The 26,026-nt window shown below is 59.7% G+C and carries 26 protein-coding genes and 1 pseudogene; 12 read left to right on the top strand and 15 right to left on the bottom strand.

The genetic code is table 11. From position 1 onward, the window contains the following. Positions 1–21: 21 nt before the first annotated feature. Positions 22–336, bottom strand: a complete 315-nt coding sequence (locus tag ACOI8A_RS02670) for a DUF2388 domain-containing protein (protein WP_420649476.1) — start codon at positions 334–336, stop codon at positions 22–24. Positions 337–482: 146 nt separating this feature from the next. On the opposite strand from ACOI8A_RS02670, the pseudogene ACOI8A_RS02665 reads away from it, so the two are divergent. Both ACOI8A_RS02665 and ACOI8A_RS02660 read left to right on the top strand, forming a co-directional pair. Further along, positions 483–1,343, top strand: a pseudogene (locus ACOI8A_RS02665) (MCP four helix bundle domain-containing protein); the annotation flags it as partial. After that, positions 1,335–2,198: a methyl-accepting chemotaxis protein gene (locus ACOI8A_RS02660; protein ID WP_420649588.1), complete on the top strand. Its 864-nt coding sequence runs from the start codon at positions 1,335–1,337 to the stop codon at positions 2,196–2,198. The pseudogene ACOI8A_RS02665 and the gene ACOI8A_RS02660, both read left to right, overlap by 9 nt. Positions 2,199–2,388: 190 nt before the next feature. On the opposite strand, the gene ACOI8A_RS02655 is transcribed toward ACOI8A_RS02660, so the two are convergent. Beyond that, on the bottom strand, positions 2,389–2,820 hold the full coding sequence (locus ACOI8A_RS02655) for a nuclear transport factor 2 family protein (RefSeq protein ID WP_420649475.1): 432 nt from the start codon (positions 2,818–2,820) through the stop codon (positions 2,389–2,391). A gap of 427 nt (positions 2,821–3,247) precedes the next feature. Here ACOI8A_RS02655 and mqo point away from each other — a divergent pair, with 427 nt between their 5' ends. Further along, complete coding sequence (gene mqo, locus ACOI8A_RS02650; RefSeq protein WP_420649474.1) at positions 3,248–4,897, top strand: malate dehydrogenase (quinone); 1,650 nt, start codon at positions 3,248–3,250, stop codon at positions 4,895–4,897. 67 nt (positions 4,898–4,964) lie between these two features. On the opposite strand, the gene ACOI8A_RS02645 is transcribed toward mqo, so the two are convergent. Beyond that, positions 4,965–5,393, bottom strand: a complete 429-nt coding sequence (locus ACOI8A_RS02645; RefSeq protein ID WP_420649473.1) for a nuclear transport factor 2 family protein — start codon at positions 5,391–5,393, stop codon at positions 4,965–4,967. Between the two features lie 438 nt (positions 5,394–5,831). On the opposite strand from ACOI8A_RS02645, the gene ACOI8A_RS02640 reads away from it, so the two are divergent. Next, positions 5,832–6,278, top strand: a complete 447-nt coding sequence (locus ACOI8A_RS02640; RefSeq protein WP_420649472.1) for an NUDIX hydrolase — start codon at positions 5,832–5,834, stop codon at positions 6,276–6,278. Here the strand turns inward: ACOI8A_RS02640 and ACOI8A_RS02635 are convergent. Beyond that, positions 6,267–7,046 carry an alpha/beta hydrolase gene (locus ACOI8A_RS02635; protein WP_420649471.1) on the bottom strand — a complete coding sequence of 260 codons (780 nt, stop codon included), beginning with the start codon at positions 7,044–7,046 and terminating at the stop codon, positions 6,267–6,269. The genes ACOI8A_RS02640 and ACOI8A_RS02635 overlap by 12 nt on opposite strands. Before the next feature lie 112 nt (positions 7,047–7,158). Here ACOI8A_RS02635 and ACOI8A_RS02630 point away from each other — a divergent pair, with 112 nt between their 5' ends. After that, entirely contained in the window at positions 7,159–8,103 is a 945-nt protein-coding gene (locus ACOI8A_RS02630) for an aldo/keto reductase (protein ID WP_420649470.1), read from the top strand. Here the strand turns inward: ACOI8A_RS02630 and ACOI8A_RS02625 are convergent. Next, positions 8,100–9,101: a LacI family DNA-binding transcriptional regulator gene (locus ACOI8A_RS02625; RefSeq protein WP_420649469.1), complete on the bottom strand. Its 1,002-nt coding sequence runs from the start codon at positions 9,099–9,101 to the stop codon at positions 8,100–8,102. The two genes, ACOI8A_RS02630 and ACOI8A_RS02625, sit on opposite strands and share 4 nt — an antisense overlap. A gap of 197 nt (positions 9,102–9,298) precedes the next feature. On the opposite strand from ACOI8A_RS02625, the gene ACOI8A_RS02620 reads away from it, so the two are divergent. The 3 genes from ACOI8A_RS02620 to ACOI8A_RS02610 are packed head-to-tail and all read left to right on the top strand — an operon-like array spanning position 9,299 to position 12,808. After that, positions 9,299–10,432: a Gfo/Idh/MocA family protein gene (locus ACOI8A_RS02620; RefSeq protein WP_420649468.1), complete on the top strand. Its 1,134-nt coding sequence runs from the start codon at positions 9,299–9,301 to the stop codon at positions 10,430–10,432. Next, on the top strand, positions 10,429–11,523 hold the full coding sequence (locus tag ACOI8A_RS02615; RefSeq protein ID WP_420649467.1) for a sugar phosphate isomerase/epimerase family protein: 1,095 nt from the start codon (positions 10,429–10,431) through the stop codon (positions 11,521–11,523). The genes ACOI8A_RS02620 and ACOI8A_RS02615 overlap by 4 nt, the downstream gene beginning before the upstream one ends. Before the next feature lie 49 nt (positions 11,524–11,572). Next, positions 11,573–12,808, top strand: coding sequence for a nucleoside permease (locus tag ACOI8A_RS02610; RefSeq protein WP_420649466.1), 1,236 nt, complete (start codon positions 11,573–11,575; stop codon positions 12,806–12,808). A 5-nt stretch (positions 12,809–12,813) separates the two neighbouring features. Here ACOI8A_RS02610 and ACOI8A_RS02605 read toward each other — a convergent pair whose 3' ends face one another. Beyond that, a complete protein-coding gene (locus ACOI8A_RS02605; protein WP_420649465.1) occupies positions 12,814–13,707 on the bottom strand; it encodes a LysR family transcriptional regulator in 894 nt (297 codons plus the stop codon). Between the two features lie 97 nt (positions 13,708–13,804). Between ACOI8A_RS02605 and ACOI8A_RS02600 the strand changes: the two genes are divergently transcribed. Then, positions 13,805–14,281, top strand: a complete 477-nt coding sequence (locus ACOI8A_RS02600; protein WP_420649464.1) for a (R)-mandelonitrile lyase — start codon at positions 13,805–13,807, stop codon at positions 14,279–14,281. Positions 14,282–14,511: 230 nt separating this feature from the next. Here ACOI8A_RS02600 and paoC read toward each other — a convergent pair whose 3' ends face one another. The 3 genes from paoC to paoA are packed head-to-tail and all read right to left on the bottom strand — an operon-like array spanning position 14,512 to position 18,301. Continuing rightward, complete coding sequence (paoC, locus tag ACOI8A_RS02595; RefSeq protein ID WP_420651263.1) at positions 14,512–16,710, bottom strand: aldehyde oxidoreductase molybdenum-binding subunit PaoC; 2,199 nt, start codon at positions 16,708–16,710, stop codon at positions 14,512–14,514. Beyond that, positions 16,707–17,663, bottom strand: coding sequence for an FAD binding domain-containing protein (locus ACOI8A_RS02590; RefSeq protein WP_420649462.1), 957 nt, complete (start codon positions 17,661–17,663; stop codon positions 16,707–16,709). Before ACOI8A_RS02590 ends, paoC begins: the two co-directional genes overlap by 4 nt. After that, entirely contained in the window at positions 17,660–18,301 is a 642-nt protein-coding gene (gene paoA, locus ACOI8A_RS02585) for an aldehyde dehydrogenase iron-sulfur subunit PaoA (RefSeq protein WP_420649461.1), read from the bottom strand. Before paoA ends, ACOI8A_RS02590 begins: the two co-directional genes overlap by 4 nt. Before the next feature lie 360 nt (positions 18,302–18,661). Here paoA and ACOI8A_RS02580 point away from each other — a divergent pair, with 360 nt between their 5' ends. Then, positions 18,662–18,877 carry a hypothetical protein gene (locus tag ACOI8A_RS02580; protein WP_420649460.1) on the top strand — a complete coding sequence of 72 codons (216 nt, stop codon included), beginning with the start codon at positions 18,662–18,664 and terminating at the stop codon, positions 18,875–18,877. A gap of 44 nt (positions 18,878–18,921) precedes the next feature. Here the strand turns inward: ACOI8A_RS02580 and ACOI8A_RS02575 are convergent, their stop codons facing one another. Then, a complete protein-coding gene (locus ACOI8A_RS02575; RefSeq protein ID WP_420649459.1) occupies positions 18,922–19,194 on the bottom strand; it encodes a hypothetical protein in 273 nt (90 codons plus the stop codon). Between the two features lie 330 nt (positions 19,195–19,524). Between ACOI8A_RS02575 and ACOI8A_RS02570 the strand changes: the two genes are divergently transcribed. Further along, entirely contained in the window at positions 19,525–20,589 is a 1,065-nt protein-coding gene (locus tag ACOI8A_RS02570; protein ID WP_420649458.1) for a hypothetical protein, read from the top strand. A 67-nt stretch (positions 20,590–20,656) separates the two neighbouring features. Here the strand turns inward: ACOI8A_RS02570 and ACOI8A_RS02565 are convergent, their stop codons facing one another. Beyond that, on the bottom strand, positions 20,657–20,851 hold the full coding sequence (locus ACOI8A_RS02565) for a hypothetical protein (RefSeq protein ID WP_420649457.1): 195 nt from the start codon (positions 20,849–20,851) through the stop codon (positions 20,657–20,659). Between the two features lie 109 nt (positions 20,852–20,960). On the opposite strand from ACOI8A_RS02565, the gene thpR reads away from it, so the two are divergent. Continuing rightward, positions 20,961–21,485, top strand: coding sequence for an RNA 2',3'-cyclic phosphodiesterase (gene thpR, locus ACOI8A_RS02560; RefSeq protein WP_420649456.1), 525 nt, complete (start codon positions 20,961–20,963; stop codon positions 21,483–21,485). A 155-nt stretch (positions 21,486–21,640) separates the two neighbouring features. Here thpR and ACOI8A_RS02555 read toward each other — a convergent pair whose 3' ends face one another. The 4 genes from ACOI8A_RS02555 to potA form a co-directional block, all read right to left on the bottom strand. Further along, complete coding sequence (locus ACOI8A_RS02555; protein ID WP_420649455.1) at positions 21,641–22,738, bottom strand: polyamine ABC transporter substrate-binding protein; 1,098 nt, start codon at positions 22,736–22,738, stop codon at positions 21,641–21,643. A gap of 184 nt (positions 22,739–22,922) precedes the next feature. Further along, positions 22,923–23,798 (bottom strand): ABC transporter permease subunit, encoded by an 876-nt coding sequence (locus ACOI8A_RS02550; RefSeq protein WP_420649454.1) that lies wholly within the window; start codon positions 23,796–23,798, stop codon positions 22,923–22,925. Then, entirely contained in the window at positions 23,795–24,709 is a 915-nt protein-coding gene (locus tag ACOI8A_RS02545; RefSeq protein WP_420649453.1) for an ABC transporter permease subunit, read from the bottom strand. Before ACOI8A_RS02545 ends, ACOI8A_RS02550 begins: the two co-directional genes overlap by 4 nt. Then, a complete protein-coding gene (gene potA / locus ACOI8A_RS02540; RefSeq protein ID WP_420649452.1) occupies positions 24,706–25,848 on the bottom strand; it encodes a polyamine ABC transporter ATP-binding protein in 1,143 nt (380 codons plus the stop codon). The genes ACOI8A_RS02545 and potA overlap by 4 nt, the downstream gene beginning before the upstream one ends. Positions 25,849–26,026: the final 178 nt, after the last annotated feature.

The raw sequence follows: 26,026 nt of genomic DNA, 5'->3' as shown, positions 1-26,026 counted from the left end.
CACCGCACTCGACGTTGCAGGTTATTGCGACATTCCTTCGTAGTTCACCAGAATCGCGTTGGCCAAGTCTTCATCGCTGGCGTCGATGCCGGGATTTTCCTGACGCACCTGTTGCAGCACCGATTCCAGATACACGCCGCGAATAGCGCCGCCGCTGGCAACGAATGCGGACAAATCGTCACGCGCCGGAATCACCATTTTGTGATCCTTGAAGGTCGAATACAGCGACGCAGAAACACCCGCTGAGGTCGCGACATCTTTCGCATCGACGCGGGCCAGAGCCGAACCAAAGGGCAAGCACAATACCAAGGATGAAACGAGCACTAAATGACGCATGACGGTGTTCCTCCAGCAACGTGAAGCGAAAAGGAATTCCCACATAATGTGAGAGGCGCGCACCGGCCCGGAGTTCCGTTGCTTTGCGCTAGCGATAGACGGGGAAAAGTGCGACGCGGCGCACAGTCCTGAAGTTATTGCCGAGTATGACGACACACGTTGAGACGCTCTGGCGCGGCAGGCACGTGGAAATAGGCTTAACTGAAGCTCTGAAGCGCGCCGTACCGCGTGACCCGGAGAAAAGCCACGTGTCGATCAAATTGCGTTTGATGTTGCTGATTGCAACCAGCCTGCTGACGGCGCTGATTGTCAGCCTGGTCAGCTTCGTGGGGAATGTGCGGATGTCGGGCGCGGTCAGCGATAGCGCGGTAAGCATGAGCGCGCTGCGCAATCACCTCGAAGCCGACATGATGCACGATGCCCTGCGCGCCGACGTGTATTCGGCATTGCTGGTGGGCCTTGGTAAAAGCACGAGCAGCGCAGATGAGGTGCGCGCCTCGATTGGCGAACATGCTGCGCATTTTCGTGAGGTGGTTGGGGAGAATCTCAAGTTGCCGGTGAACCCGACGATCAAGTCTGCGCTGGATCAAATCAAGCCCAGTCTCGATACCTACATCAGCGCCGGCGAGCGAATCGTCGGCCTCGCACTGGACAACCCGGATGCCGCGCAACAGCAACTCGGTACGTTCAACAGCGCATTCAGCCAGCTCGAAGAACAGATGGCCGCCCTCAGCGAGCTGATTGAAACCAACACCCAGCAAACCAGCCAAGGCACCGAAGCGGCGATCCGTAACGCCAACATTGCCCTCGGCGCGGTACTGATCGCCAGTCTGTTGCTGCTTTTGGCCCAAGGACGCTGGGTGATCCTGAGCATCATGGGGCCGCTGAAAACCGCCAGCCGGATTGCCGAAAGCATCGCCCACGGCAACCTCAGCGAACCGATCATCGAGCCGTCCGGCAAGGACGAGGCCAGTGCGCTGATCCGCACGCTGGCAACCATGCAGCACGATTTGCGCGAGATGATCGACGTGGTACGCCGCAACGCCCATGGCGTGAGCGGCATGAGCGAGCAACTCAGCCATGGCTGCCATCAGGTCGCCGACAGCAGCCAGCAACAAAGCGTCGCCGCCGGCACCATGGCCGCTGCCGCGACCCAGATGACCGTCAGCATCGAGGAAATTACCCGCCACGCCGAACGCGCGCTGGGCATGGCCAATCAGGCCGAATCACTGGCGAAGAATGGCGGCCAGGTGATCCATCAAGTGGTCAGCGACATGGACGACATCGCGCGCTCGGCGCAGCAGTCGGCGCAGGTGATTCGCACGCTGGATCAGGAGTCCGAAAACATCTTCAACATCATTCAAGTGATCAAAAGTATCGCCGATCAAACCAATCTGCTGGCACTCAACGCCGCCATCGAAGCGGCCCGTGCAGGCGAGCAGGGGCGCGGTTTCGCTGTGGTCGCCGATGAAGTGCGCAGCCTTGCCGCGCGCACCAGTGCGTCAACCCAAGAAATCGCGGCGATGGTCGCGCGCATCCAGAACAGCACCCGTGAAGCGGTGAGCAGCATGGAGGCGGGCGTGGCCCAGGTCGATAAAGGCATGGCCGTCACTGCGGACGTCGAACGCGCGATCCGTGAAATTCTTGAAGCAACACTGAGCACGACGCAACTGGTCAACGACATCACCCGCACCATTGGCGAACAGAGCCAGGCCAGTAATGAAATTGCGCACCAAGTGGAAATGATTGCCGGCATGTCGGAGGGTAATAGCAAGGTGATTGGTCAGACGGCCAACACCACGGATGAGTTGTCGAGCCTGGCGGGGCGACTGGCGCAGTCGGTGGATCGGTTTCGACTTTAAATTTGCAGTGTCTGAGTGGACGCCTTCGCGGGCAAGCCCGCTCCCACAGTGAACGCACGGAACACAAATCCGGAGTACGCCTTGTACCCTGTGGGAGCGGGCTTGCCCGCGAAGAGGCCAGTCAAAACACTATCGAGCTCGGGCCACAAGAAAAACCCAGCCGTATCTCACGCAAGAGGCCCAAAATTGTTTAGAACTTGAACGCCTGACGCCCCACCAACAACCATTTCCCATCCTGCTTCTGCCAGATCTGAAAGTTCTCGATCTCGGTCGGCACAACCTCGGTGCCTTTCAACGCCTGCGCCGAGAAGTGATGGCGTACCAGTGCGGTATCTCCAGAGAGGGTGATGGTCTGTTTCTGCATCTCCAGGGTCTTGAACGCACTCTTGCCGGTTTCGATGTCGGCAATGAATTCTTTCTTGCCCTGAATCTTGCCGCTGGAATGGCCGTAGGTAAGGTTTTCAGCGGTCAGTGCATTCAGTTCGGCGATGTCCTTGTGCAGCATCGCTTGCGTGAGGTGATCGACCGCTTGGGCGACATCCTTTTCTGCCGGAACAGGGGCGGCGACGACATAGCCGCTGAACACGCAGAAGAAGCCGAGCAGCAATTTGCTTTTGTTCATGGTTATCCCTTGTTGTTGTAATGATATCGGAGCGACTGAATTTGTCAGTCGTCGTACAACGTAGCAGGTTTTTTCTTGTTGGAGAAAGCCCCTCAGGAACCAATCTGAAACTCTCCGGTCGCGAACAGACGCGCGGGTTTGCCATGTCGTGATATTCTTCGCGCCACTTGGTTTGACCTTATTCGGTTTGGTGCGTCTTTGGACGGGCCTGCGGAACCCCTGTCGCTCAAGTAGCTGAAGCCAATAATGATAAGAAGTCAGTTCAGAAGGGACATATAACTGAGGTCGATGCAGGATGTCGGCCTCGTGTGCCCACCCGTCAAAATTGAAGTGTGCCGCAATCTGCGACGCCAGCCTGAGCGTCATAAAGCGGACCGCATACAGATAACAGAGGCGGGCGGAAGGCGTTTTATCATAGGTGCTACAGATGTTTAAGAAAGTGAACACAGCCTTGCTAGGGCTGGCTCTGTCGATGGGGCTGTCGTCCGTGCACGCGGACGAGGCAAAGAAAGTTGATGTACTGCTGATCGGCGGCGGCATCATGAGCACCACCCTGGGTGTGTGGATCAATGAGCTGGAGCCAAGCTGGTCGATGGAAATGGTCGAGCGCCTTGACGGCGTCGCCCTGGAAAGCTCCAACGGCTGGAACAACGCCGGTACCGGCCACTCCGCACTGGCCGAGTTGAACTACACCCCGGAAGACGAGAACGGCAAAGTGTCGATCCCGAAAGCCGTCGAGATCAACGAAGCGTTCCAGATTTCCCGTCAGTTCTGGTCGTGGCAGGTTCAGCAGGGCGTTCTGAATAACCCTCGCTCGTTCATCAACACCACTCCGCACATGAGCTTCGTGTGGGGCGATGACAACATCAAGTTCCTGAAAAAACGCTACGAAGCGCTGCAAGCGAGCCCGCTGTTCGCCGGCATGCAGTACTCCGAAGACCCGGCTGTCATCAAGAAGTGGGTTCCGCTGATGATGGAAGGGCGTGACCCGAACCAGAAAATTGCGGCCACCTGGAGTCCGCTGGGCACCGACATGAACTTCGGCGAAATCACCCGCCAGTTCGCCGGTTACCTGCAAACCAAGCCGAACTTCAGCTTGAAGCTGTCTAGCGAAGTGCAAGACATCACCAAGAATGCAGATGGCACCTGGCGCGTCAGCTACAAAAACCTGAAAGACGGCAGCAAAACCGAAACCGACGCCAAGTTCGTGTTCATCGGCGCGGGCGGCGGTGCACTGCACCTGCTGCAGAAGTCCGGCATTGAAGAAGCCAAGGAATACGCTGGCTTCCCGGTCGGTGGTTCGTTCCTCGTGACCGAAAACCCTACCATCGCTGAGCAGCACTTGGCCAAGGCCTACGGTAAAGCTTCGGTTGGCGCACCGCCGATGTCCGTTCCGCACCTGGACACCCGTGTCCTGGACGGCAAGCGCGTAATTCTGTTTGGCCCATTCGCGACCTTCAGCACCAAGTTCCTCAAGGAAGGTTCGTACCTGGACCTGCTGACCAGCACCACCACCCACAACATCTGGCCTATGACCAAGGTCGGCATCAAGGAATACCCGCTGGTCGAGTACCTTGCCGGTCAACTGATGCTGTCGGATGAAGACCGTCTGAACGCGCTGAAGGAATACTTCCCGAACGCCAAAGCCGAAGACTGGCGCCTGTGGCAAGCCGGCCAACGCGTGCAAATCATCAAGCGTGATGAAGCTGCTGGCGGCGTGCTGAAACTGGGCACCGAGATCGTTGCTTCGAAAGACGGTTCGATTGCCGGCCTGCTCGGCGCATCGCCAGGCGCGTCGACTGCTGCACCGATCATGCTGACCGTGCTGCAGAAAGTCTTCAAAGACAAAGTCGCTTCGCCTGAGTGGCAAACCAAGCTGCACCAGATCGTTCCAAGCTACGGTACTCAGCTGAACAACGATCCAGCCAAAGTGGCTGAAGAGTGGGCTTACACCGCCAAGGTCCTGCAACTGCCAACCCCTCCGGTGATTGGTCAGGCTGCTGCTCCAGCGCCGGCTGCCGAAGCTGACAAGGCTAAAGCACCGAAAGAAAACGCTGCACGTGACATGGCTCTGTAATTTAGACGCCTGACACACAAAGCCCACTGAGCCGGTAACGGTCAGTGGGTTTTTTTGTGGGCGGGACTCAGGCTTTGGTGCTGGCCAGATAGGCGCCGAGTCGCTGGCCCATCTCCGCGCCCAACGCTTGCAGCCCGCTCAGGGGGCGAACCATGACTTCAAATTCAACAATCTTCCCCTGATCGTTGAAGCGGATCATGTCGATGCCCTTCAACTCCTTCCCCGCGACCTTGGCGCTGAACTCCAGCACCACATTCAAGCCATCCGCCGTCGCCAGTTCGCGGTGGTAGGCAAAATCTTCAAACACGTTGAACACCGTGTTGAGAATCATCGAGACCACCGGCGCGCCCGGATAAGGCGTATGCGCCATCGGTGAGCGGAATACAGCGTCCGGGTCAAGCAGATCGGGCAGGGCGCTCAGATCGCCAGTGCGGATCATCGAGTGCCAGCGGTTCAGCGATTCGGCAGCGTTGGGGTGCAGATCAGGTTGCGACATATTCCACTCCGGGACTGTTGTTGTTATTCGCGCGACGGCACTGACTTTAGATCAAAGCGCCGAGATGTGAATTTCTCTGACTGATTCTGAATGTCTGTTCATGCGTGAGACGATCGCGTTCTCTGCTGGAAAATCCATCTGATCCGCTTTTTCATCTTCAATCTGCACCTGTATCCATCTCAGCCATAGGTTCAAAATGCCTCTGCCTTTCGGCGACCCGCAGCGAACTTCATTCCGAAGCGCCCGGTGCGCCGGACATTCAGCAATCAGGAGGCCTTCATGGCTAAGATGGCGTTTTTTCTCGGTGGGTTTCTGGTGTTGACCATTATGATCGGCGTGCTGGCGACCATCTCTCCAGTCTGACGTCCAGTCGGTGTGCTGCGCGGGTGCCTTGTGCTCTAATCCGCGCCCCTGCCATCGTAAACGGACTTTTTCTTCATGGCCGAACAGCGAATTCGCGCGCTTGCACTGTGTGTCTTTCACCACCAGGGCAAGATTCTGGTTAATCAGTTTCGCGACCCGGTCAAACAACAAACCTGCTATCGCCCGGTCGGTGGTGGTATTGAATTTGGTGAAACCAGTTCAGAGGCGGTCATCCGAGAAGTGCAGGAGGAGTTGGGTTTAGCGATAACCGATCTGCGCTTGTTGGGCACGCTTGAAAGCATCTTTGTCTATAACGGCAAACCGGGGCACGAGATTGTTCAGGTGTATGACGCAGCATTTGCCGATGCAGGCGTTTATGAGCAAGCGCAGATTGACGGTCACGAAAGTGACGGTTCACCCTTCACCGCCAAGTGGCATGACAGTTCAAGTTTCAGCGAGCAGTCGCCGTTGGTGCCTGTTGGGCTGTATGCGCTGCTGAAGAAATCTGCGCTACTCGATTAACTGATTCAAAAAATCCCCGATCCACTGCAAATACTGCGTCCGCTCTGAAATCGAGTTATGCCCCGACTCCGCCACGACTTTCAGCGTGGCCACCCCCTTGGGAAAACTCTCCAACAAGCGCTCGCTGCTGACCCGTGGAATCACCTCATCCTCGCTCGCCACCAGCAATAACGTCGGCACGCTGATGTGCGCCGCGTACTTGCCCGACTGGTAGCGATCCTTGAGCAGCCACTTCACCGGCAACCATGGGTAATATCCGGCGGCGATTTCCTCAAGGCTGTTGTACGGCGTGACCAGAATCAACTGCGTCGCCGGTCGCTGACTGGCTAGCCGCACCGCAACGCCGGAACCGAGGCTGCGTCCGATCAGCGCGACTTGCGGATGGCTGGCGTAGACCTGATCGAACAGCGCCAGCGCATCCTCGGCAATCGCTTCTTCCGATGGCGCCCCCTCGCTGCCGCCAAAACCCCGGTAATGCAGAAAATACAGCGCGTAACCGGGAAACGCCTCGGCGAACTCCGGCAGATTGCGCGACACGTCTTCGGCATTGCCGCCGAAATAGATCAGCGCTTTTGCCCCGATCTGCTCGCGTACCGTCACGCGGACTTGTGCATCCGGCATCGCCAGCGTGAGCTGCGAGTCCGGTGAATTCACGGTGGCCGGCTGCGGGAAATAGATCAGCGAGCGCTGAAAAATGAACAGCGCCGCGCACAGCACCAGGTAAATGCCGACGATCAATGCGACGAGTGACATCAGGATTTTTGACATTCGACTAACTTTAACCGGGCGCGCAGATTGGCTGTCGCAGTGTAGTCCAGCGGTTTCCCCGGTTCGCGCCAAAACACAGGGTGCAACAGATCCATCAAGCAAGGGCGCCAGCATGAACCACAATGAGGGTTATTCCCGTCGCCGATTGCTCACGCTGGCTGCCGGGGTTTCGGCGGTTTTCACCTTTGACCGAGCGCTGGCCAATGCCACGGCGCCCAGCGCTACAGGAGCTCAGACCATGCAGACCCGCGCCATCCCTTCAAGCTCCGAGTCGCTTCCGCTCGTGGGGTTGGGCACCTATCGCGGCTTCGACGTCGCCCCCGGCGATCCCGCCTACAAGCAACTGCCGGCGGTGCTCGACGAGTTGTTCAGGAAGGGCGGCACTGTGATCGACAGCTCGCCGATGTATGGCCGCGCCGAAGAAACCACCGGGGAGTTGCTGTCGATCCACGAACCGCGCTCGCCGGCATTTCTGGCGACCAAGGTCTGGACTCGCGGGCGCAAGGAGGGCGTTGCGCAGATGGAGAAGTCATTTCGCCTGTTACGCACCGAGCGCATCGACCTGATGCAGATCCACAACCTGCTCGACTGGCAAACCCATCTGCCAACCCTGCGCGAATGGAAAGAGCAGGGGCGCATCCGCTACATCGGCATCACCCATTACACGGCCACGGCTTATGACGAAGTCGAGGCCGTGTTGAAAGCCGAGCAAGTGGATTTCCTGCAAATCAACTACGCCCTCGATGATCGTGCCGTCGAGAAACGCATCCTGCCGTTATGCCGCGAGCGTGGCGTCGCGGTGATCTGCAATCGGCCGTTCGGTGGCGGTGAATTGCTCGCGCGGTTCAAGGGTAAACCGCTGCCAGCGTGGGCTTCCGATGTGCAGGTCAGCAGTTGGCCACAACTGGCGCTGAAGTTTTTGCTGGCGCACCCGGCGGTGACCTGCGTCATTCCCGGCACCGGCAACCCGCGTTACATGGCGGATAACGCCAAGGCCGGGTTCGGCCCGATGCTTACCGATGCGCAGCGGCATCAGTTGATTGCCTTGCTCGGCTAGGCCGCAGGCGCGGCGCTGCTCTGGCGGATGGTCAATTCGAATGGCAGCACGCGTTGCCGCTCGCCCAGCGGTTTGCCTTCGATCAACGCGATGAGCATGTGTACCGCCATCTCGCCGAACATCTCAGCGGGTTGGGCGATGGTCGTTAGCGGCGGGTCACAGTAGGCGGCGAACGGAATGTCATCGAAGCCCACCAGCGACACGTCTTCGGGCACGCGCAAACCGAGTTGCCTAATCCGTCGCAATGCGCCGATGGCCATTTCATCGTTTTCGCAGAACAGCGCCGTCGGGCGCGGATTGAGCGCCAGCATTGCTGCGGCACCTTCGTCCCCGGCCTTCAGGGTGAAATCGCCATGGGCTATCAGTGTCGGGTCGCAGGTAATACCCGCCCCACGTAACGCATCTTCATAGCCGGTCACCCGATCCTGCGTCAGCGGGCTGCTTTGCGGGCCTTTGATCAGGCCGATACGCCGGTGACCGAGGGCGATCAAATGTTCGGTCATCGCTCTGGCAGCAGCGCGGTTGTCGAGGCTGATGGTCGGATGGCGGGTGTCTTTCAACACTTCGCAAGCGTTGACCAGCGGCGGCGTATCGACGCCCGGCGCCAAGTCGTGGAAGGGATCGCTGGCACGCAACTGAATCACGCCATCGGCCTGATGGGCGTAAACCAGTTCGGCGAATTCGCGTTCGATCGATTCATCGCCTTGGGTGTCGCACAACAGCAGTCGGTAGCCCGCTGCCTGCGCCGCTTGTTGGGCGCCGCTGATCACCCGGGCGAAAAAGATGTTGGCGATGGCCGGCACCAGAATCACCAGGTTGCCGGTCTTGCGTGAGCGGAATTGCACAGCCATCAGGTTCGGCCGATAGCCGGCCTGTTGCACGGCTGCGTTGACCTTGTCGCGGGTCTCGGGCAAGACCCGTTCCGGCGAGCGCAGGGTGCGCGACACCGTGGCCACCGAAACCCCGGCCAGGCGCGCCACTTCGCGGATGTTCGACACGGTCACCTCGTTGACGGAAATGCAGGTCGCGAGCTTACCTCAGCGACGGCTTGGCACAAACTGCCAGACGGTGTTTGACAGCAGCGATTCTCGAGCCTAGATTTGCGCCATGATGTAACCGGTTACATCTCCTGTAAACCCGGGACTTGCTCCCTGAACAGAGAAGCGTCGCAATGCACACGGCAAGCAGAATAAGAATGGGATTTGTCGGCGGTGGTGCCGGCGCATTTATCGGCCAGGCGCACCGTCAGGCGGCTGGTCTCGATGGGCATTTCGAACTAGTGTGCGGCGCGTTCAGCCGCGACCCGCAGAACAATCTTGAGACCGGCGCAGTATTGGGGCTGAGCGAAGCGCGCTGCTACGGCGACTGGCAGCAATTGCTGGAACGCGAAAGCGCCTTGCCTGCCGAGCAGCGCATGCAACTGTTGGTCATTGTCACGCCGAATCACTTGCACGCACCGATTGCGGCTGAGGCACTGCGCGCCGGCTTCCACGTGTTTTCGGAAAAACCGGCGGCGCTGAGCCTGGCTGAACTGATCGAACTGCAAGCCGTGGTGAACAGCAGCGGTCAGCTCTACGGCCTCGCTCACACTTACCTCGGCTACCCGATGGTCTGGCAGGCCCGTGACATGGTGCGCAATGGCGTAATCGGCGAAGTGCGCAAAGTCATCGTCGAATACCCGCAAGGCTGGCTCAGCCGCGACGTGGCGGGCGCGGGCAACAAGCAGGCCGAATGGCGTGATCGCCCGGAATTCTCGGGGCCGGGCGGCTGCATTGGCGACATCGGCACCCACGCTTTTTCGTTGGCGGAATTTGTCGCCGACCAATCCATCGAACAGATTTGCGTCAGCCTCGGCGTGCACATTCCCGGCCGCCAACTGGACGACGACGCGGCGATGCTGCTCAAACTGGCGAATGGCGCCAGCGGTGTGCTGATCGCCAGTCAGGTCTGCGCCGGTGAAGAAAACCCGCTGAAGATCCGCGTCTACGGCGACAAGGGCGGTCTGGAATGGCGCCAGGAAGAGCCATCAAGCCTGATCCACCGCTCCCTCGATCAACCGCTGCAAATCCTGCGCTCGGGCATCGGCCAGCCGTGGCTGTGCGAGGCCGCGCTGCAACGCATGCGTCTGCCGGCCGGTCATCCCGAAGGTTATCTGGAGGCGATGGCCAACCTCTACAACGATTTTGCCCGCGCCATCCGCAATCACACTGACGATCACGACGCCCCCGGCGTACCCGGCATCAACGTCGGCCTGCGTGGCATGGCGTTCATCGAAGCGGCGGTGGCCAACCATCGCGGCGACGCCAAATGGACGGCGATCACCCCATGAATCTGGAGACATCTGTCATGCAGCAAGCTCAACCAGGCCTGCGCGGCCCCGGGATCTTCCTCGCCCAGTTCATCAGCGACCAAGCGCCGTTCGATACCCTGAGCAACATCGCTCATTGGGCCGCATCCCAAGGCTACAAAGCGATTCAGTTGCCGACTCTGGGCACACGCTATATCGACTTGACGCTCGCCGCCGAATCTCAGGATTACTGCGACGAATTGAACGCCGTGTGCGCCAAGGCCGGCGTGCAAATCAGCGAACTATCGACGCACCTGCAAGGCCAGTTGGTGGCGGTGCACCCGGCGTTTGATGCGCTGTTCGACGATTTCGCCCCCGAGCATGTGCGTGGCCATCCGCATGCGCGTACCGAGTGGGCCATCGAGCAATTGAAACTCGCCGCGCGCGCCAGCCAGCGTCTGGGCTTGAGTGCGCACGCGACGTTTTCCGGGGCGTTGCTGTGGCCGTACATGTATCCGTGGCCGCAGCGTCCGGCGGGTCTGGTGGAGGAAGGTTTTGCTGAACTCGGCCGGCGCTGGCTGCCGATTCTCGATGCCTTCGATGCGTCAGGCGTGGATCTGTGTTTTGAAATCCATCCTGGCGAAGACTTGCACGACGGTGCCTCGTTCGAGCGGTTCCTGGAGGCGGTTAATCAGCATCCGCGCGCGGCAATCCTCTATGACCCGAGCCATTTGCTGCTGCAACAAATGGACTATCTGGGCTTCATCGACCGCTATCACGCGCGCATCCGCATGTTCCACGTCAAGGACGCCGAGTTCCGCCCGGACGCGCGCTCCGGGGTTTATGGCGGTTATCAGAGCTGGGTTGATCGGCCGGGGCGCTTCCGTTCGCTGGGCGACGGGCAGATCGATTTCAAGGCAATTTTCAGCAAGCTCACTCAGTACGGTTACGACGGCTGGGCGGTGCTCGAGTGGGAATGCTGCCTGAAGGACGCGGCGCAGGGCGCGGCTGAAGGCGCGCCATTTATCGAACGGCACATGATTAGCAAAGCCACCAAGGCGTTCGACGATTTCGCTGCGGTGACCTCTGACCTGCAGTCCAACCGGCGCCTGCTCGGCCTGAGCGAGCGCTGAAAAAAGCTGCACCACGGTTAGCCACAACAAAAATAAAACGGTGACTGAAATGACCACGATGAACGCACGCCTGAGCGTGATGATGTTTTTGCAGTTCTTTATCTGGGGCGGCTGGTTCGTCACCCTCGGCACCTTTCTGGCGAGCAATCTGGGGGCCAGTGGCGGGCAGATCGGCATGGCTTTTTCGACCCAGTCCTGGGGCGCGATCATCGCGCCATTCGTGATCGGCCTGATCGCTGACCGCTGGTTCAACGCCGAACGCATCCTCGCCGTGCTGCACCTGTTGGGCGCCGTGTTGTTATACCGCCTGTATAGCGCAGCGGATTTCGCGGCGTTTTATCCGTTCGTGCTGGCGTACATGGTCATCTACATGCCGACCCTGGCGCTGGTGAACTCGGTGGCGTTCCGGCAGATGCGCGATCCGGCGCTGGAGTTTTCGCGAATCCGTGTGTGGGGCACGGTCGGCTGGATCGTGGCCGGGCTGGTGATCAGTTTCGGGTTTGCCTGGGATTCGAGCGCGTCCATCGCCTCCGGCGGGTTGCGCAATACGTTCCTGATGGCGGCGATCGCCTCGCTGTTGCTCGGCCTCTACAGCTTTTCGCTGCCAGCCACTGCGCCGCTGAAGCGCGAGTCCGCCAATGTCGGGATCAAGCAGTTGCTGGGTCTGGATGCGTTGGGTCTGCTCAAGGATCGCAGCTATCTGGTGTTCTTCATCGCCTCGATCCTGATCTGCATTCCGTTGGCGTTCTACTACCAGAATGCCAACCCGTTTCTGGCTGAAATCGGCATGACCAACCCGACCGCAAAAATGGCCATCGGGCAGGTGTCAGAAGTGCTGTTCATGTTGCTGTTGCCGCTGTTCATCCAGCGCTTCGGCATCAAGTTGACGCTGCTGGTGGGGATGCTGGCGTGGGCGCTGCGCTATGCACTGTTCGCCTATGGCAACAATGGCGATCTGGCGTTCATGCTGTTTACCAGCATCGCGCTGCACGGCATCTGCTACGACTTCTTCTTCGTTTCGGGGCAGATCTATACCGATGCGAAGGCTTCCGAGCGTTTCCGCAGTTCGGCGCAAGGCCTGATTACCTTGGCGACTTATGGCGTTGGCATGTTGATCGGCTTCTGGGTGGCGGGGCAGGTGACTGATCACTACGCGACGGCGGGAGTGCATGACTGGCGCAGTATCTGGATGTTCCCGGCCGGATTTGCCCTCGCAGTGTTTGCCTGTTTTCTGCTCGCGTTCAATCGTCGGCAAACGGTGGCGGTTCAGCCATCCAATGGCTGAAAGCTTTAACCTCGATAACGCAATGCCTCAAGCAACAATGCGAAAGCCGGCGCCGCCTGGCGTCGGCTCGGGTAATACAGGTGATAGCCGGAAAATGCGGGGCACCAGTCTTCCAGTACTTGCACCAGACTTCCGTCGGCCAGGTGCGTTGCAACCAGGTTTTCCGGGATGTAGCTCAGGCCGAAACCATCGAGCGCCGCATCGAGCAGCGGATACACGCCATTCAGGGTTATTTGTCCGGAGACGCGCACCTTGAGACTTTCGCCGTCCTTCTCGAACTCCCAGGCGTAGAGGCCGCCATTGGTCGGTAAACGCAGATTGTTGCAGGCGTGATCGGTCAGGTCGCGTGGCGTTTCGGGCGCGCACCGTGTGGCGAAATACGCGGGCGAGCCAACCACCGCCATGTGCATGTCCGGGCCGATGCGCGTGGCGATCATGCCTTGCGCCACGTCTTCACCCAACCGCACTCCCGCGTCAAACCCCTGCCCGGCGATGTCGACGAAACCGTAATCGCAACAGACCTCGACCGCAATGTCCGGGTATTGCGGGAGGAACTCTTTCAGCACCGGACGCAACAGCCAATCCAGCGAATGATCCGTTGCGCTGATGCGGATCCGCCCGGCCGGGGTTTCGCGCAGGCTGCTCAGCGCCGCCAGCTCCAGCTCGATCTCTTCGAAACGCGGGCCGACGGTTTGCAACAAGTGTTCACCCGCGTCGGTGGGGGAAACGCTGCGCGTGGTGCGCGTCAACAGGCGCATGCCCAAGCGTGCTTCGAGAGCGCGAATGGTGTGGCTGAGCGCCGACTGCGACACGCCAAGTTTGGCCGCGGCTTTGGTGAAGCTGCGTTCCCGCGCCACGGCGAGGAAGGCGAGCAAGTCACTGGCATTTTCACGAAGCATTGATGAGTGTCCTGCATAAGTTTTTTCGAATTCTAGTCGATTATCTGAAGAGTAGGGCTGGGTACAGTGATGACTGTCTTTATTGGAGAACATCACTATGAATCCGATTGCCGCTTCTGCGTTGACCCTGTCCTTGCTCGCTGCCGACGTTCAGGCCAACGACGCGCCGCGTGTCACCGTTACGCCCAATGGTTCACAGCCTTCGGCCCGTGGCCCGGCGGATTGGTTCACTGGCACGGTGCGGGTTGATGCGCCGTTCAAAGGGACTGATGCCGCGCGGGTCAGCGGCGCTACCGTGACCTTCGAACCGGGCGCGCGTACGGCGTGGCATACGCACCCGTTGGGGCAGACGTTGATTGTCACTTCGGGAGCGGGATTCGTGCAGGAGTGGGGGCAGGACGTGCGGGTGATTCGGCCGGGGGATACGGTGTGGATTGCACCGGGTGTGAAGCATTGGCATGGGGCAGCATCGACGACAGCGATGACCCACATCGCCATCGCCGAAGCGCTTGATGGCAGCGTGGTGGAATGGATGGAGCAGGTGAGCGACGCGCAATATCCGGTGGTCGAGTAAGAGCTTTTTTCGCTCGGCTGGGGGTTGTAGTGCGATTCGAAATCGTTGCCCCTCACCCCAGCCCTCTCCCGGAGGGAGAGGGAGTCGAATGGGGGATGCTTGAAAGGCACATCGACCTGAACCTATTGTGCCGAATCCATAATCGACACGATCTTTCAGGTCGATGGATAGCCTGAGACAACGCGGTCAGTCCCCTCTCCCTTTGGGAGAGGGTTAGGGTGAGGGTTTTTTTAGATCATCTCCGGCAAAGCCGCCAACACCTTATCCAGCGTAATCGGATACTCCCGCACCCGCGCCCCGGTGGCGTTGTAAATCGCATTTGCCACCGCCGCACTCACTCCGCAAATCCCCAATTCGCCAACCCCTTTAGCCTTCATCGGCGAAGAAATCGGGTCCGTCTCATCCAGGAAGATCACTTCCTGATGCGGAATGTCGGCATGCACCGGCACTTCATATCCGGCCAAGTCATGGTTGACGAAAAACCCCAGCCGCTTGTCCACCGCCAGCTCTTCCATCAGTGCCGCGCCAACGCCCATGGTCATTGCGCCGATCACCTGGCTGCGTGCCGCTTTCGGGTTGAGAATCCGCCCGGCCGCGCACACTGCCAACATGCGCCGCACACGTACTTCACCAGTGGCGGCGTCGACGGCGACTTCGACGAAGTGCGCGCCGAAGGTCGATTGCTGATATTTGTCGGCAAGCTCGCTGAATTCGATGCTGTCCTCAACGGTTATCGCGCCGCTTTCGGCTGCGTTGCGCAGCGGTAAAGCCTTGCCTCCGGCACGCACCTGGCCATCGGAAAAAACCACTTCGCCGTCGGTCATTCCCAACTTGCTGGCCACAGCTGCGCGCAATTTCACGCACGCCGCGTATACCCCGGCGGTCGAGCAGTTAGCGCCGAACTGACCGCCGGATCCTGCCGATACAGGGAAGTTCGAATCTCCCAGACGCACCACGACATCGTCGATGCCCACGCCCATCATTTCGGCGGCAGTCTGGGCGATGATTGTGTAGCTGCCGGTGCCGATATCGGTCATGTCGGTCTCGACGGTGATCTTGCCATCGCGCTCCAATCGCACCCGTGCGCCGGACTTGACCAGCAGGTTGTTGCGAATCGCTGCCGCCACGCCCATGCCGATCAGCCAGCGACCTTCGCGTCGGGTGCCGGGCTGTGCATTACGCTTGTCCCAGCCGAAATGTTCGGCGCCGGTTTGCAGGCATTTGATCAGTTGCCGTTGCGAGAACGGCCGCTCGGTTTTCACCGGATCGACCTGAGTATCGTTGAGAATGCGGAACTCGACCGGATCGAGTTTGAGCTTCTCGGCCATCTCGTCCATGGCGATTTCCAGCACCATTAATCCCGGTGTTTCACCGGGCGCACGCATGGCATTGCCCTCGGGCAAATCCAGCGGTGCGAGGCGCATGGTCACCAAGCGATTTTGTGCGGCGTACAACAACTGACTCGGCTGCGCGGCGACTTCGACTTTGCCGTCTTTGAGATTGCCCGACCAGCCTTCGTGAGCAATCGCGGTGAGTTTGCCGTCCGCCGTCGCGCCCATGCGAATCCGCTGAATCGTGGCGGGGCGGTGGGTGGTGTTGTTGGCGATCTGCGGACGGGCGAGGGCGACTTTGACCGGACGCCCGGCCAGCCGTGCGCCGAGGGCCGCAAGAATCGAGTCGGCACGGATAAACAGTTTGCCGCCGAACCCGCCACCGATGTACGGCGAGATCAGGCGCACTTTTTCCTTGGGCAGACCCAGCGTTTCGGCGACGTCATCGACGCTCCAGCCGATCATCTGGTTTGAAGTCCACAGCGTCAGTTGATCACCTTGCCACGCGGCCAATGTCGCGTGCGGCTCCATCATCGCGTGGGACTGATCCGGCGTGGTGTAAGTCTGATCGAATTGCACCGGCGCGGCAGCGAAGGCACCGGCAAAATCGCCGTGGCTGACGTCGGGTAATTCGTCCTTTGGCTCGACGCCCTGATCGCGCACGCTGGCCAGATCGAACTGGCCTTTGGCAGTCTGGTAATCGACTTTGACCAGTTGCGCCGCCGCACGCGCTTGTTCAAAAGTTTCCGCGACCACCAGCGCTACCGCCTGATGGTAGTGCTGGACTTCCGGCCCGGCGAGCAAGTGCGCCGCGTTGTATTTACCCTTGCCGAGTTTGCCGGCATTCGCCGCGGTGACGATCGCCAGCACGCCCGGCGCGGCTTTGGCATCGTCGAGATTGATGTGGGTGATGCGGCCCTTGGCGATGGCTGAACCGACCATGAAACCGTAGGCCTGATTGGCCACGGCATCGTGTTGTTCATAGGCGTAAGGCGCCTGACCGCAGGTCTTCAGCTTGCCTTCGATGCGGTCGGTGGGCTTGCCGATGACTCTCAACTGGTCAATCGGATTGGTGGTGGCGGGCGTGTCGAATTTCATGCTTCGTCCCTCGCTTGGGCCAGCACCGAGGCGAGCGTGCGTTCGACCAGGGTCACTTTGAATTGGTTGTCGTCAGTCGGCGTGGCGCCTTCGAGCAGCTTCGCGCTGACCGCTTTGGCGCCTTGCGGCACCAGTGCTTCGGCCGCTTCCACACGCCAAGGTTTGGGGGCGATGCCACCGACGGCGATGCGCGCGCTGCCATCCTTCTGCAAGATCACGCCGACCGACACCAGCGCAAACGCGTAGGACGAACGATCGCGCACCTTGTGGTAAACGTGCGTTCCACCGAGCGGTGCGGGTAGGGTCACAGCAGTGATCATCTCGCCGGGCGTCAGGCTGGTTTCGATGTTCGGCGTGTTGCCTGGCAGCAGATGAAAATCAGCGATGGCGATGCTGCGGGTGCTGCCATCCGGTTTGACTGTTTCTACCTGAGCATCCAGCGCGCGCAAGGCAATCGCCATGTCGCTCGGGTGCGTGGCGATGCACGCGTCGCTGACACCGATGATCCCCAACTGCCGGGTAACCCCGCCAATCGCTGAGCAGCCGCTGCCGGGATTGCGTTTGTTGCAAGCCTGGTTCGTGTCGTAGAAATACGGGCAGCGCGTGCGTTGCAGCAGGTTGCCGGCGGTGGTCGCCATGTTGCGTAACTGACCGGAAGCCCCTGCGAGCAGGGCGCGGGACAGCAGTGCGTAGTCTTTTCTGACGCGCGCATCGGCCGCCAGATCGGTGTTGCGCACCAGCGCGCCAATGCGCAATCCGCCCTCGGGCGTGGCTTCTATCTGATCGAGCCCCAGATGATTGACGTCAATCAGATGCAGCGGCGTCTCGATGTCGAGCTTCATCAGGTCCAGCAGATTGGTGCCGCCGGCAATGAACTTCGCACCGTCGAATTGCGCAGCTTGTGCAGCGGCTGCCGCAGGCGAATCAGCGCGGCTGTAATTGAACGGTCTCATGCCGGCACCTCCGCGACTTCGCTGATGGCTTCGATGATGTTCGAGTACGCGCCGCAGCGGCAGATATTGCCGCTCATGCGCTCCTGAAATTCACTGGCGATCAATTGCGGCGAGTCGGTCAGGCTCGGGCTGACGTGGCTCGGAATGCCGTCACGAATTTCCTGCAACACGGCCACCGCCGAGCAGATTTGCCCCGGCGTGCAATAACCGCACTGGTAGCCATCGTGCTTGATGAACGCGGCCTGCATCGGGTGCAATTTGTCAGGCATGCCGAGGCCTTCGATGGTGGTGATCTCGGAACCTTCGTGCATCACTGCCAGACTCAGGCAGGAATTGATCCGCCGGCCATCGGCGATCACTGTGCAAGCGCCGCACTGGCCATGATCGCAGCCTTTTTTGCTGCCGGTCAGGTGCAGATTTTCGCGCAAGGCATCAAGCAGGGTGGTGCGGTTGTCGACCACCAGCGCCTGCGCCTTGCCATTGACCTGCAAGCTTATTTTGGTCATGGACGGTTGCTCCAGATTGGCGGCGTAGGCCTTGAGGCTGATGAACGGTGGCATGGCGAACGCCGTCGCGGTGACGGCGCCGATAATCAGAAATTGTCGCCGGGATAGGGTTAACGGCTCACGGTTGTCCATTGCTGCGATTCCTCTCAGTCAGGGCGGCAGGGTTCACAGGACCCGCTCAGGCGTGCCGGCATGCATGCCAGTCTCGTTCTAGGAGTGACCGCCGGAGAGAGGAAAAGGTTTTTGCGGATTTGAGCTATAGAGTTATGCGGTTTGTTCATGAATCAGTTTGAGATGTGGCCTCTGCGGCAATTGGCGCGACGGCGAGTATTCGTCTGCACAATCGATTGGAAGTGACGAACGGCTATCGGCGGTCAGTGAATCATCGGTCTATTACCCGGTCGTATCTGCGGCTGCGCGCACTCCGTCTCCAGGGCGGGGGCAGCGCTGGCCGTTTCCGTCGTCAAGACTTTGGTTTTAGGGATGTTCTGAATGAAGCGCGCAACCACTTTGCTGCTGACCGTTTCCGCTGCCGTGCTGCTGGGCGGCTGTGTAGCCGACTTTGATGATGACCATCGCCATGGTCGCCACTACGACCGAGATCATGGCCGCTATCAGGATCATGATCGCCGCGACAGTCGCTGGGATGACCGCGATGACGACCGCCGCGACGGGCGTCGTTATCACCGTGACCGCTATGATGACTGATTGAACGAGGAGGGCGTTGCCGCAATGGCAACGCCCTCTGGCTTTTAAAAATGAGCGCTCGCCCGGACGCGGGAACGCGCAGGCTTCGCAGCCTCGAGATCCAGCAAATGGGTGGCGAGAATGTCGCTCAGAAAACGGAACTGATCGTTGATACCGACCACTTCATTGCTGAAATGGTTGCTCGCGGCGGGCATCAGCAGGTCTTCGAAATCTTCGTTGAACAGCAATACTGCGGTTTTGCGCGACACTACTTGCTGGTCGTAGTAGTTGCTGCCAAATACCGGAAAGCTCACGGCGAGGGTGACGGTAGTGATCATGAGGTAAAGGCCTCGTTGTGTGTCTCGGATGAGGTGCATCCTGCGCCAGCGGGTTTAAGCGCGGAAGGCAATCGTCGCGATGGTGAATATCGATGGCAGTGATGGTCGGGGTTTGTGGTGGATTTTCCGGCCTCATCGCTGGCAAGTCGAATCGTCGCACCGCAGCTCCCACAGGGATTTGTGTTGAACCCATAATTCGGCAACACCACTGAAACCTGTGGGAGCTGGCTTGCCAGCGATGAGGCCCGCACATCCGGCACCACTCTGAACTGACCCACCTATACTCAAATCATCACCTCCAAACCCGAGCCACTAAAGGACACCGCCACCGTGAACCTGCGTGCGCTGATCGTCGCCGCAATGTTTTTGCTGGCTGGCTGCGCGACCACCACGCGGGCCCCGGTGACTGCGCCAGCGGTGCTGGTTTCGCCTGCGACGTGGCAACAGATCGACCGCGAAATCGTCAGCTCCTCCCAGCAAGCTACCGAGCAGGTCAAGCTGTTTGCCCGTGGTTCGATGGAACATTGGCGCACTCGGGTCTATCAGCAAACTGAAGAAAATTTCATCCCGTGGTTCAGCAGCTACTGGACCCAGGAATGGCTGTCGGTGAAAGTCAGCTGGTACACCATCAGCGCCAGCGGCGAGCAAGATGCCTCGGAGAAGCGACTGGCCGCCTATCTGCTTGAGAAGTATCAGGAAAAGGTCTTGGCGCCAGTGGCGGTGGAGATCGATCCGGATGCAATCCTCAGCCAGGCGACGGGTTATTACGCGCAGTTGATGGCGCAGCAGATGCCGCTCATCGCCCAGCGTCACCGTGTGCCGGTCGCGCAACTCAATGGACGCTTACAGAAAGTCCCGGCCATCGCGCTGGGGCCGCCTGCTGCGCGCAATGCCTCGCTGTACCAGATTGTCAGCACTGAACCGCTGAACACCCTGCCGGCCTACGCCGCGCTGATCGACAAGATTCACACCGACGGCGGCTCCAAAGGCGTTGGCTCGACTGAATCTGCGATGGCCCCGGTGGCCAAACGCGCAAGCAAGCGCATCGAGGCCGAGATGGCCCCGCGCGGCGCCGCCAGTGCGGTGGCGGCAGCAGCGGGGAAACTCGCCGGAGCGCTGATCTCGGTCGGGGTGATCGGCATCCGAGCGATCATCCAGGCCAGCGATCGCCCGGACAGCGAAGCGTTGATCCGCAGCAGCCTGGGCAACACCTTCGACAAGGCCTGGTTGAAACTGGTGCAGAACCCGACCACCGGTGTCATGGCCGGCACGCTGCACATCGCCGGGCAGGTGGAAGGCAATCTTGGCGGGAGGGATGAGCCGTCGGTCGGGCTGGGCAGCAATCGTGTCGAATGGCGGCCGCCGGAGACGACTACCCAGCAGATCGATCCCTAAACCCGCAACATCTTCATCGACTGACCCACCGCCATCGCCAGCAGGCTGGCTCCTACAGGTTTTGTGTTCACTCTGCCGACGGGGTGATCCGGCAGCTTTTACGCTGGCGGATTTCTTCGTCCGTCGGCCGCTCCTGCACGAATTCGAAACGCGGTTCGCCCTCGCTGTAATGCACCAGCCAGCCCCACTCCAGCTCCTTTTCATCCTGTCCGGGATTCGGCGGTCGCGCCCACCACGGTTCTTTGCTGAGGATCTCGCGCATCACGGCCTCCGGTTGTTTGGCAATCCATCAACTATAACCCTCGTGTCAGGGGTCGCCAGAAATGGCCGTGTAGAATTCGCCAGACATGACGAGTGAAGGAGAGAGCGCCATGACCGATGACACAGGGAAAAGGCTGTTTTTTGCATTGGACTGTCCGCCAGCGCAGCGCAAAGCCATTGCGCAGTGGCGTAGCGAGTTGGGCCTGCGCACCGGCAAACCAGTGCCAGCGGATAACTTTCATCTGACGTTGCTGTTTCTCGGTGACGTGCCATTGGCGCAGATTACCGGCGTTTGCGACGCTGCATCCAAGGTGAGTACGCCGGGCGAAGCGCTGAAGATTTCGCTGGATCGCTTGCAGGTCTGGCTCCGCGCGGGCGTGTTGGCGCTGGCGCCCGAACAGGCACCGCCGGGGTTGCTGCGTTTGGTGTATGCACTGGAGCAGGCGATGTTGCCGTTCGGTTTTGAAGAGGCGAATCGCGAGTATCGCCCGCATCTGACGCTGGCTCGCGACTTTCGCGCGCAAGAGCCGGAATCTGCCACGCCGCCGGAGTTTTTTCTGCGCGCTGAACGCTTTGCCCTGTTCGAATCGCACAAGGGCCGCTATCGCACACTGGCGGATTGGCCGCTGATCTGACGCCACAAAAAAAGGCGCCCGAGGGCGCCTGAATTCACCTGAGCCGAGGGAGCCAGGTGAGGCCGTTCATATGCAGGGTGCAGCGGTGGTAAGGCGCTGCGTGAACGGAAAACCATCATTCCTGAGTCGTATCACAGCTCCTACAGGGGTTTGAGTTATTTGCCTAACTTCACCCGGGTCCAGCCACGCGTCATGATCCGCTGCGTGGCAATCGGTTGATCCGGCACCGCATACAACGTCGCCATCACCGCTTGCGACGGGTACGAACCCGGGTCATTGCGGATCGCTTCGTCTACCAGCGGTGTCGCGGCCGAATTGGCGTTGCTGTAGCCGTTGCTGTTGGTGATCTCGGCGATGATGTCCGGGCGCATCAGGAAGTCCATGAACAGGTAGGCGTTGTCGACATTCGCCGCATCGCGCGGGATGGCGACCATGTCGTAGAAACTGCCGGCGCCTTCTTTGGGAATGCTGTAATCAATCTTTACGTTATTCCCCGATTCGACTGCGCGTGCCTTGGCTTGCAATACGTCACCGGAGTAACCGACGGCTACGCAGATGTTGCCGTTGGCCAGATCGGAGATGTACTTCGAGGAATGGAAATACGCCACGTTCGGGCGGATCTTCATGAACAGCGCTTCGGCTTCCTTGATGTGCGCGGTGTCCTTGTCGTTCACCGGGTAACCCAGATAGTGCAGGGCGGCCGGGATCATTTCGGTCGGCGAATCGAGGAAACTGATGCCACAGGCTTTAAGCTTCTCGGCGTTCTCCGGTTTGAACAGCAGGTCCCAGGAGTTGGTCGGGGCATTGGCGCCGAGCACTTCCTTGACCTTTGCCGGGTTGAAGCCGATGCCGATCGAGCCCCACATGTACGGGAACGCGTGGGCGTTGTCCGGGTCACTGGCGGCAGCGTTTTTCAGTAGCACCGGGTTGAGATTCTTCCAGTTCGACAGTTTGGATTTGTCCAGCGTCTGATAGACCCCGGCCTTGATCTGCTTGGCCAGAAAACTGTTGGACGGCACCACCAGGTCATAGCCGGATTTGCCCGCCAGCAGACGTGCTTCCAGGGTTTCGTTGCTGTCGAACACGTCGTAGGTCACACGAATCCCGGTCTCGTCTTCGAACTTCTTGACGGTGTCCGGGGCGATGTAGTCCGACCAGTTGTAAACGCGCAGCACCTTGTCGTTGGCCTGGACGCCCGTGGCGATTGCGCCCACTAAGGACAGTGTGAGCAGAGTCCTGCCAAACATTTTCATCGGTACAACTCCATTCTTTTTATTCAAAAACACAACACGTAATGCACATGGAAACCTGTGGCGAGGGGGCTTCTGTGGCGAGGGAGCTTGCTCCCGCTGGGCTGCGCAGCGGCCCCAAAAGCTTGTGAGCGCTGCGCACTCAAGCGGGAGCAAGCTCCCTCGCCACAGTTCCAGTCGCCATTACTTAAGCGGTGGCGGCACGTTGCGGCTGTTGCCACGACTCGTTCGCCGTCTGATCCATCGCTTCCTGTATCGCGCGTTTGCGGTTGGCTTCTGCCTTGCGGCCGAAGTACCAGACCAGGAAGGTCACCAGCGACACCGCCAGCAGAATCAAACTGGCCACCGCGTTGATCTCAGGCTTCACACCCAGACGCACCGCCGAGAACACTTCCATCGGCAAGGTCGTCGACCCCGGTCCGGAGACGAAGCTCGCCAACACCAGATCATCCAGCGACAAGGCAAACGACATCATCCCGCCCGCCGCCAGCGACGGCGCGATCATCGGAATGGTGATCAGGAAAAACACCTTGAACGGCTTCGCCCCGAGATCCATCGCGGCTTCTTCGATCGACAGATCCAGTTCACGCAAACGGGCGGAGACGACCACCGCCACATAAGCCGCGCAGAACGTGGTGTGAGCGATCCAGATCGTGACGATGCCACGCTCCTGCGGCCAGCCGATCAACTGCGCCATCGCCACAAACAGCAGCAGCAGCGACAGACCGGTAATCACCTCAGGCATCACCAGCGGCGCGGTGACCAGGCCACCGAACAGCGTGCGACCCTTGAAGCGCGTGACGCGAGTCAGCACGAATGCGGCGAGAGTGCCCAACGCCACTGCGGCAATCGCGGTGTAGCAGGCGATTTCCAGCGAGCGCACCACCGAGCCCATCAGTTGCGTGTTGTCGAGCAAGCCGACGTACCACTTCAGCGACCAGCCGCCCCACACCGTCACCAGTTTGGATGCGTTGAACGAGTAGATCACCAGAATCAGCATCGGCAGATAAATAAACATCAAACCGAAGATCAACATGAACTTGGAAAAACCGAAGCGTTTCATCCCCGTGCCTCCATCTCTTTGGCCTGGCTGCGGTTGAACAGCAGAATCGGCACAATCAGGATCAACAGCATCACCACCGCCAGCGCGGACGCCACCGGCCAGTCGCGGTTATTGAAGAACTCTTGCCACAGCACACGCCCGATCATCAGCGTCTCCGGGCCACCCAGCAGTTCCGGAATCACAAACTCGCCTACCACCGGAATGAACACCAGCATGCAACCAGCGATGATCCCGTTCTTGGCCAGCGGCACGGTGATTTTCCAGAAGTTGTTGAAGTTGCTCGAACCCAGATCCTGCGCGGCTTCCAGCAGGCTGCCATCGTGTTTCACCAGGTTGGCATACAGCGGCAATACCATGAACGGCAGATAGGCATACACGACACCTATATAGACGGCCGTGTTGGTGTTGAGGATCTCGATCGGGTGATCGGTCAGCCCGGTCCACATCAAAAAGCCGTTGAGCAATCCGTTGTTGCTGAGGATGCCCATCCACGCGTAAACGCGGATCAGGATCGCAGTCCAGGTCGGCATCATGATCAACAGCAGCAGGACGTTTTGCGTTTCCTTGTTGGCCTTGGTGATCGCGTAAGCCATCGGAAAACCGAGCACCAGACACATCATCGTGCTCAGCGCCGCGACCTTTAGCGAACCCAGGTACGCCGAGAGGTACAGTTCATCCTCGCCAAGCATCGTGTAGTTGCCGATGTTCAGCAGCAGCTGGAATTTCTGCTCGGCGAAGGTGTAGATCTCCGAGTAGGGCGGGATCGACAACGCGGCTTCCGAGAAGCTGATCTTCATCACCAGAAAGAACGGCAGCATGAAGAACAGGAACAGCCAGATGAACGGAATGCCGATCACCAGTTTTCGCCCACTGGGCACCAGGCGCAGGAATTGCTGATTGAAGGTTCTCATGAGCGCAGTACCACGCCGCTGTCATCTTCCCACCAGACGTAAACCTGATCGTCCCAGGTCGGCCGCGCGCCACGGCGTTCGGCGTTGGCCATGAACGACTGGACGATTTTGCCGCTCGGCAATTGCACGTAAAACACCGAGTGGCCGCCGAGGTAGGCGATGTCATGCACTTTGCCTTCGGACCAGTTGTAACGGGCCTCGGGTTGGGTGGTGCTGACGAGCATTTTTTCCGGGCGGATCGCGTAGGTGATCGACTTGTCCTGCACCGAGGTGCTGACGCCATGACCGACGTAGATCTTTTGCTGTAAATCAGGGCAGTGAATAATCGCGTGGCCTTCAAGGTCCTCGACCACGGTGCCGTCGAAGGCGTTCACGTTGCCGATGAATTCGCAGACCATGCGGCTGACTGGTGCTTCATAGATGTCGACCGGGCTGCCGATCTGCGCGATCCAGCCGAGGTGCATGATCGCGATGCGCTCGGCCATGGTCATGGCTTCTTCCTGGTCGTGGGTCACCATTACGCAGGTCACGCCGACGCGTTCGATGATTTCCACCAGTTCCAGCTGCATCTGCGAACGCAGTTTTTTATCCAGCGCGCCCATCGGTTCGTCGAGCAGCAACAGCTTCGGGCGCTTGGCCAGTGAGCGGGCGAGGGCCACGCGCTGGCGCTGACCGCCGGACAGTTGATGCGGACGGCGTTTGGCGTACTGAGTCATGTGCACCAGACGCAGCATCTCTTCAACGCGCGCGTCGATTTCACTGGCGGGCAAACGGTCCTGCTTGAGGCCGAAGGCAATGTTCTGCGCCACGGTCATGTGCGGGAACAAGGCGTAGGACTGGAACATCATGTTGATCGGCCGCTCGTACGGCGGCATGTCGGTGATGTCCACGCCGTCGAGGAAGATGCGTCCGTCAGTCGGACGCTCGAAACCGGCGAGCATGCGCAGCAGGGTCGATTTGCCCGAACCGGAGCCGCCGAGCAGGGCGAAGATTTCGCCTTGCTTGATCTCCAGGGACACGTCGTCCACTGCGATGGTTTCGTCGAATTTCTTGGTGACTCGATCGACTTTCAACAACACCTTTTTCGGTTGCTGCTGACCTTCAAGAGCCTTCCTGTATGTGCTGGAGGCGTTTGCCATGTGAAACTCCCAACAGGTTTCAGTCGCCGGGCCAACGTGGCCTGGCTTAAGAGTGGATTGCAGACCCGCACCGTGCGGGTTGTTCGGCGCCGCCGTCCTGGCTGCCGGGTGGTGCTTTTTGTTTTCGCGGTGTGTTGCTGATCGCGGGTGACCGATGCGCAGACGCGCAACTGCCGGC

The organism is Pseudomonas sp. P4795 (assembly GCF_048822895.1).
In the GTDB taxonomy this organism is placed as follows: Bacteria; Pseudomonadota; Gammaproteobacteria; order Pseudomonadales; family Pseudomonadaceae; genus Aquipseudomonas.
This window is presented reverse-complemented; position numbering and strand designations above follow the sequence as displayed.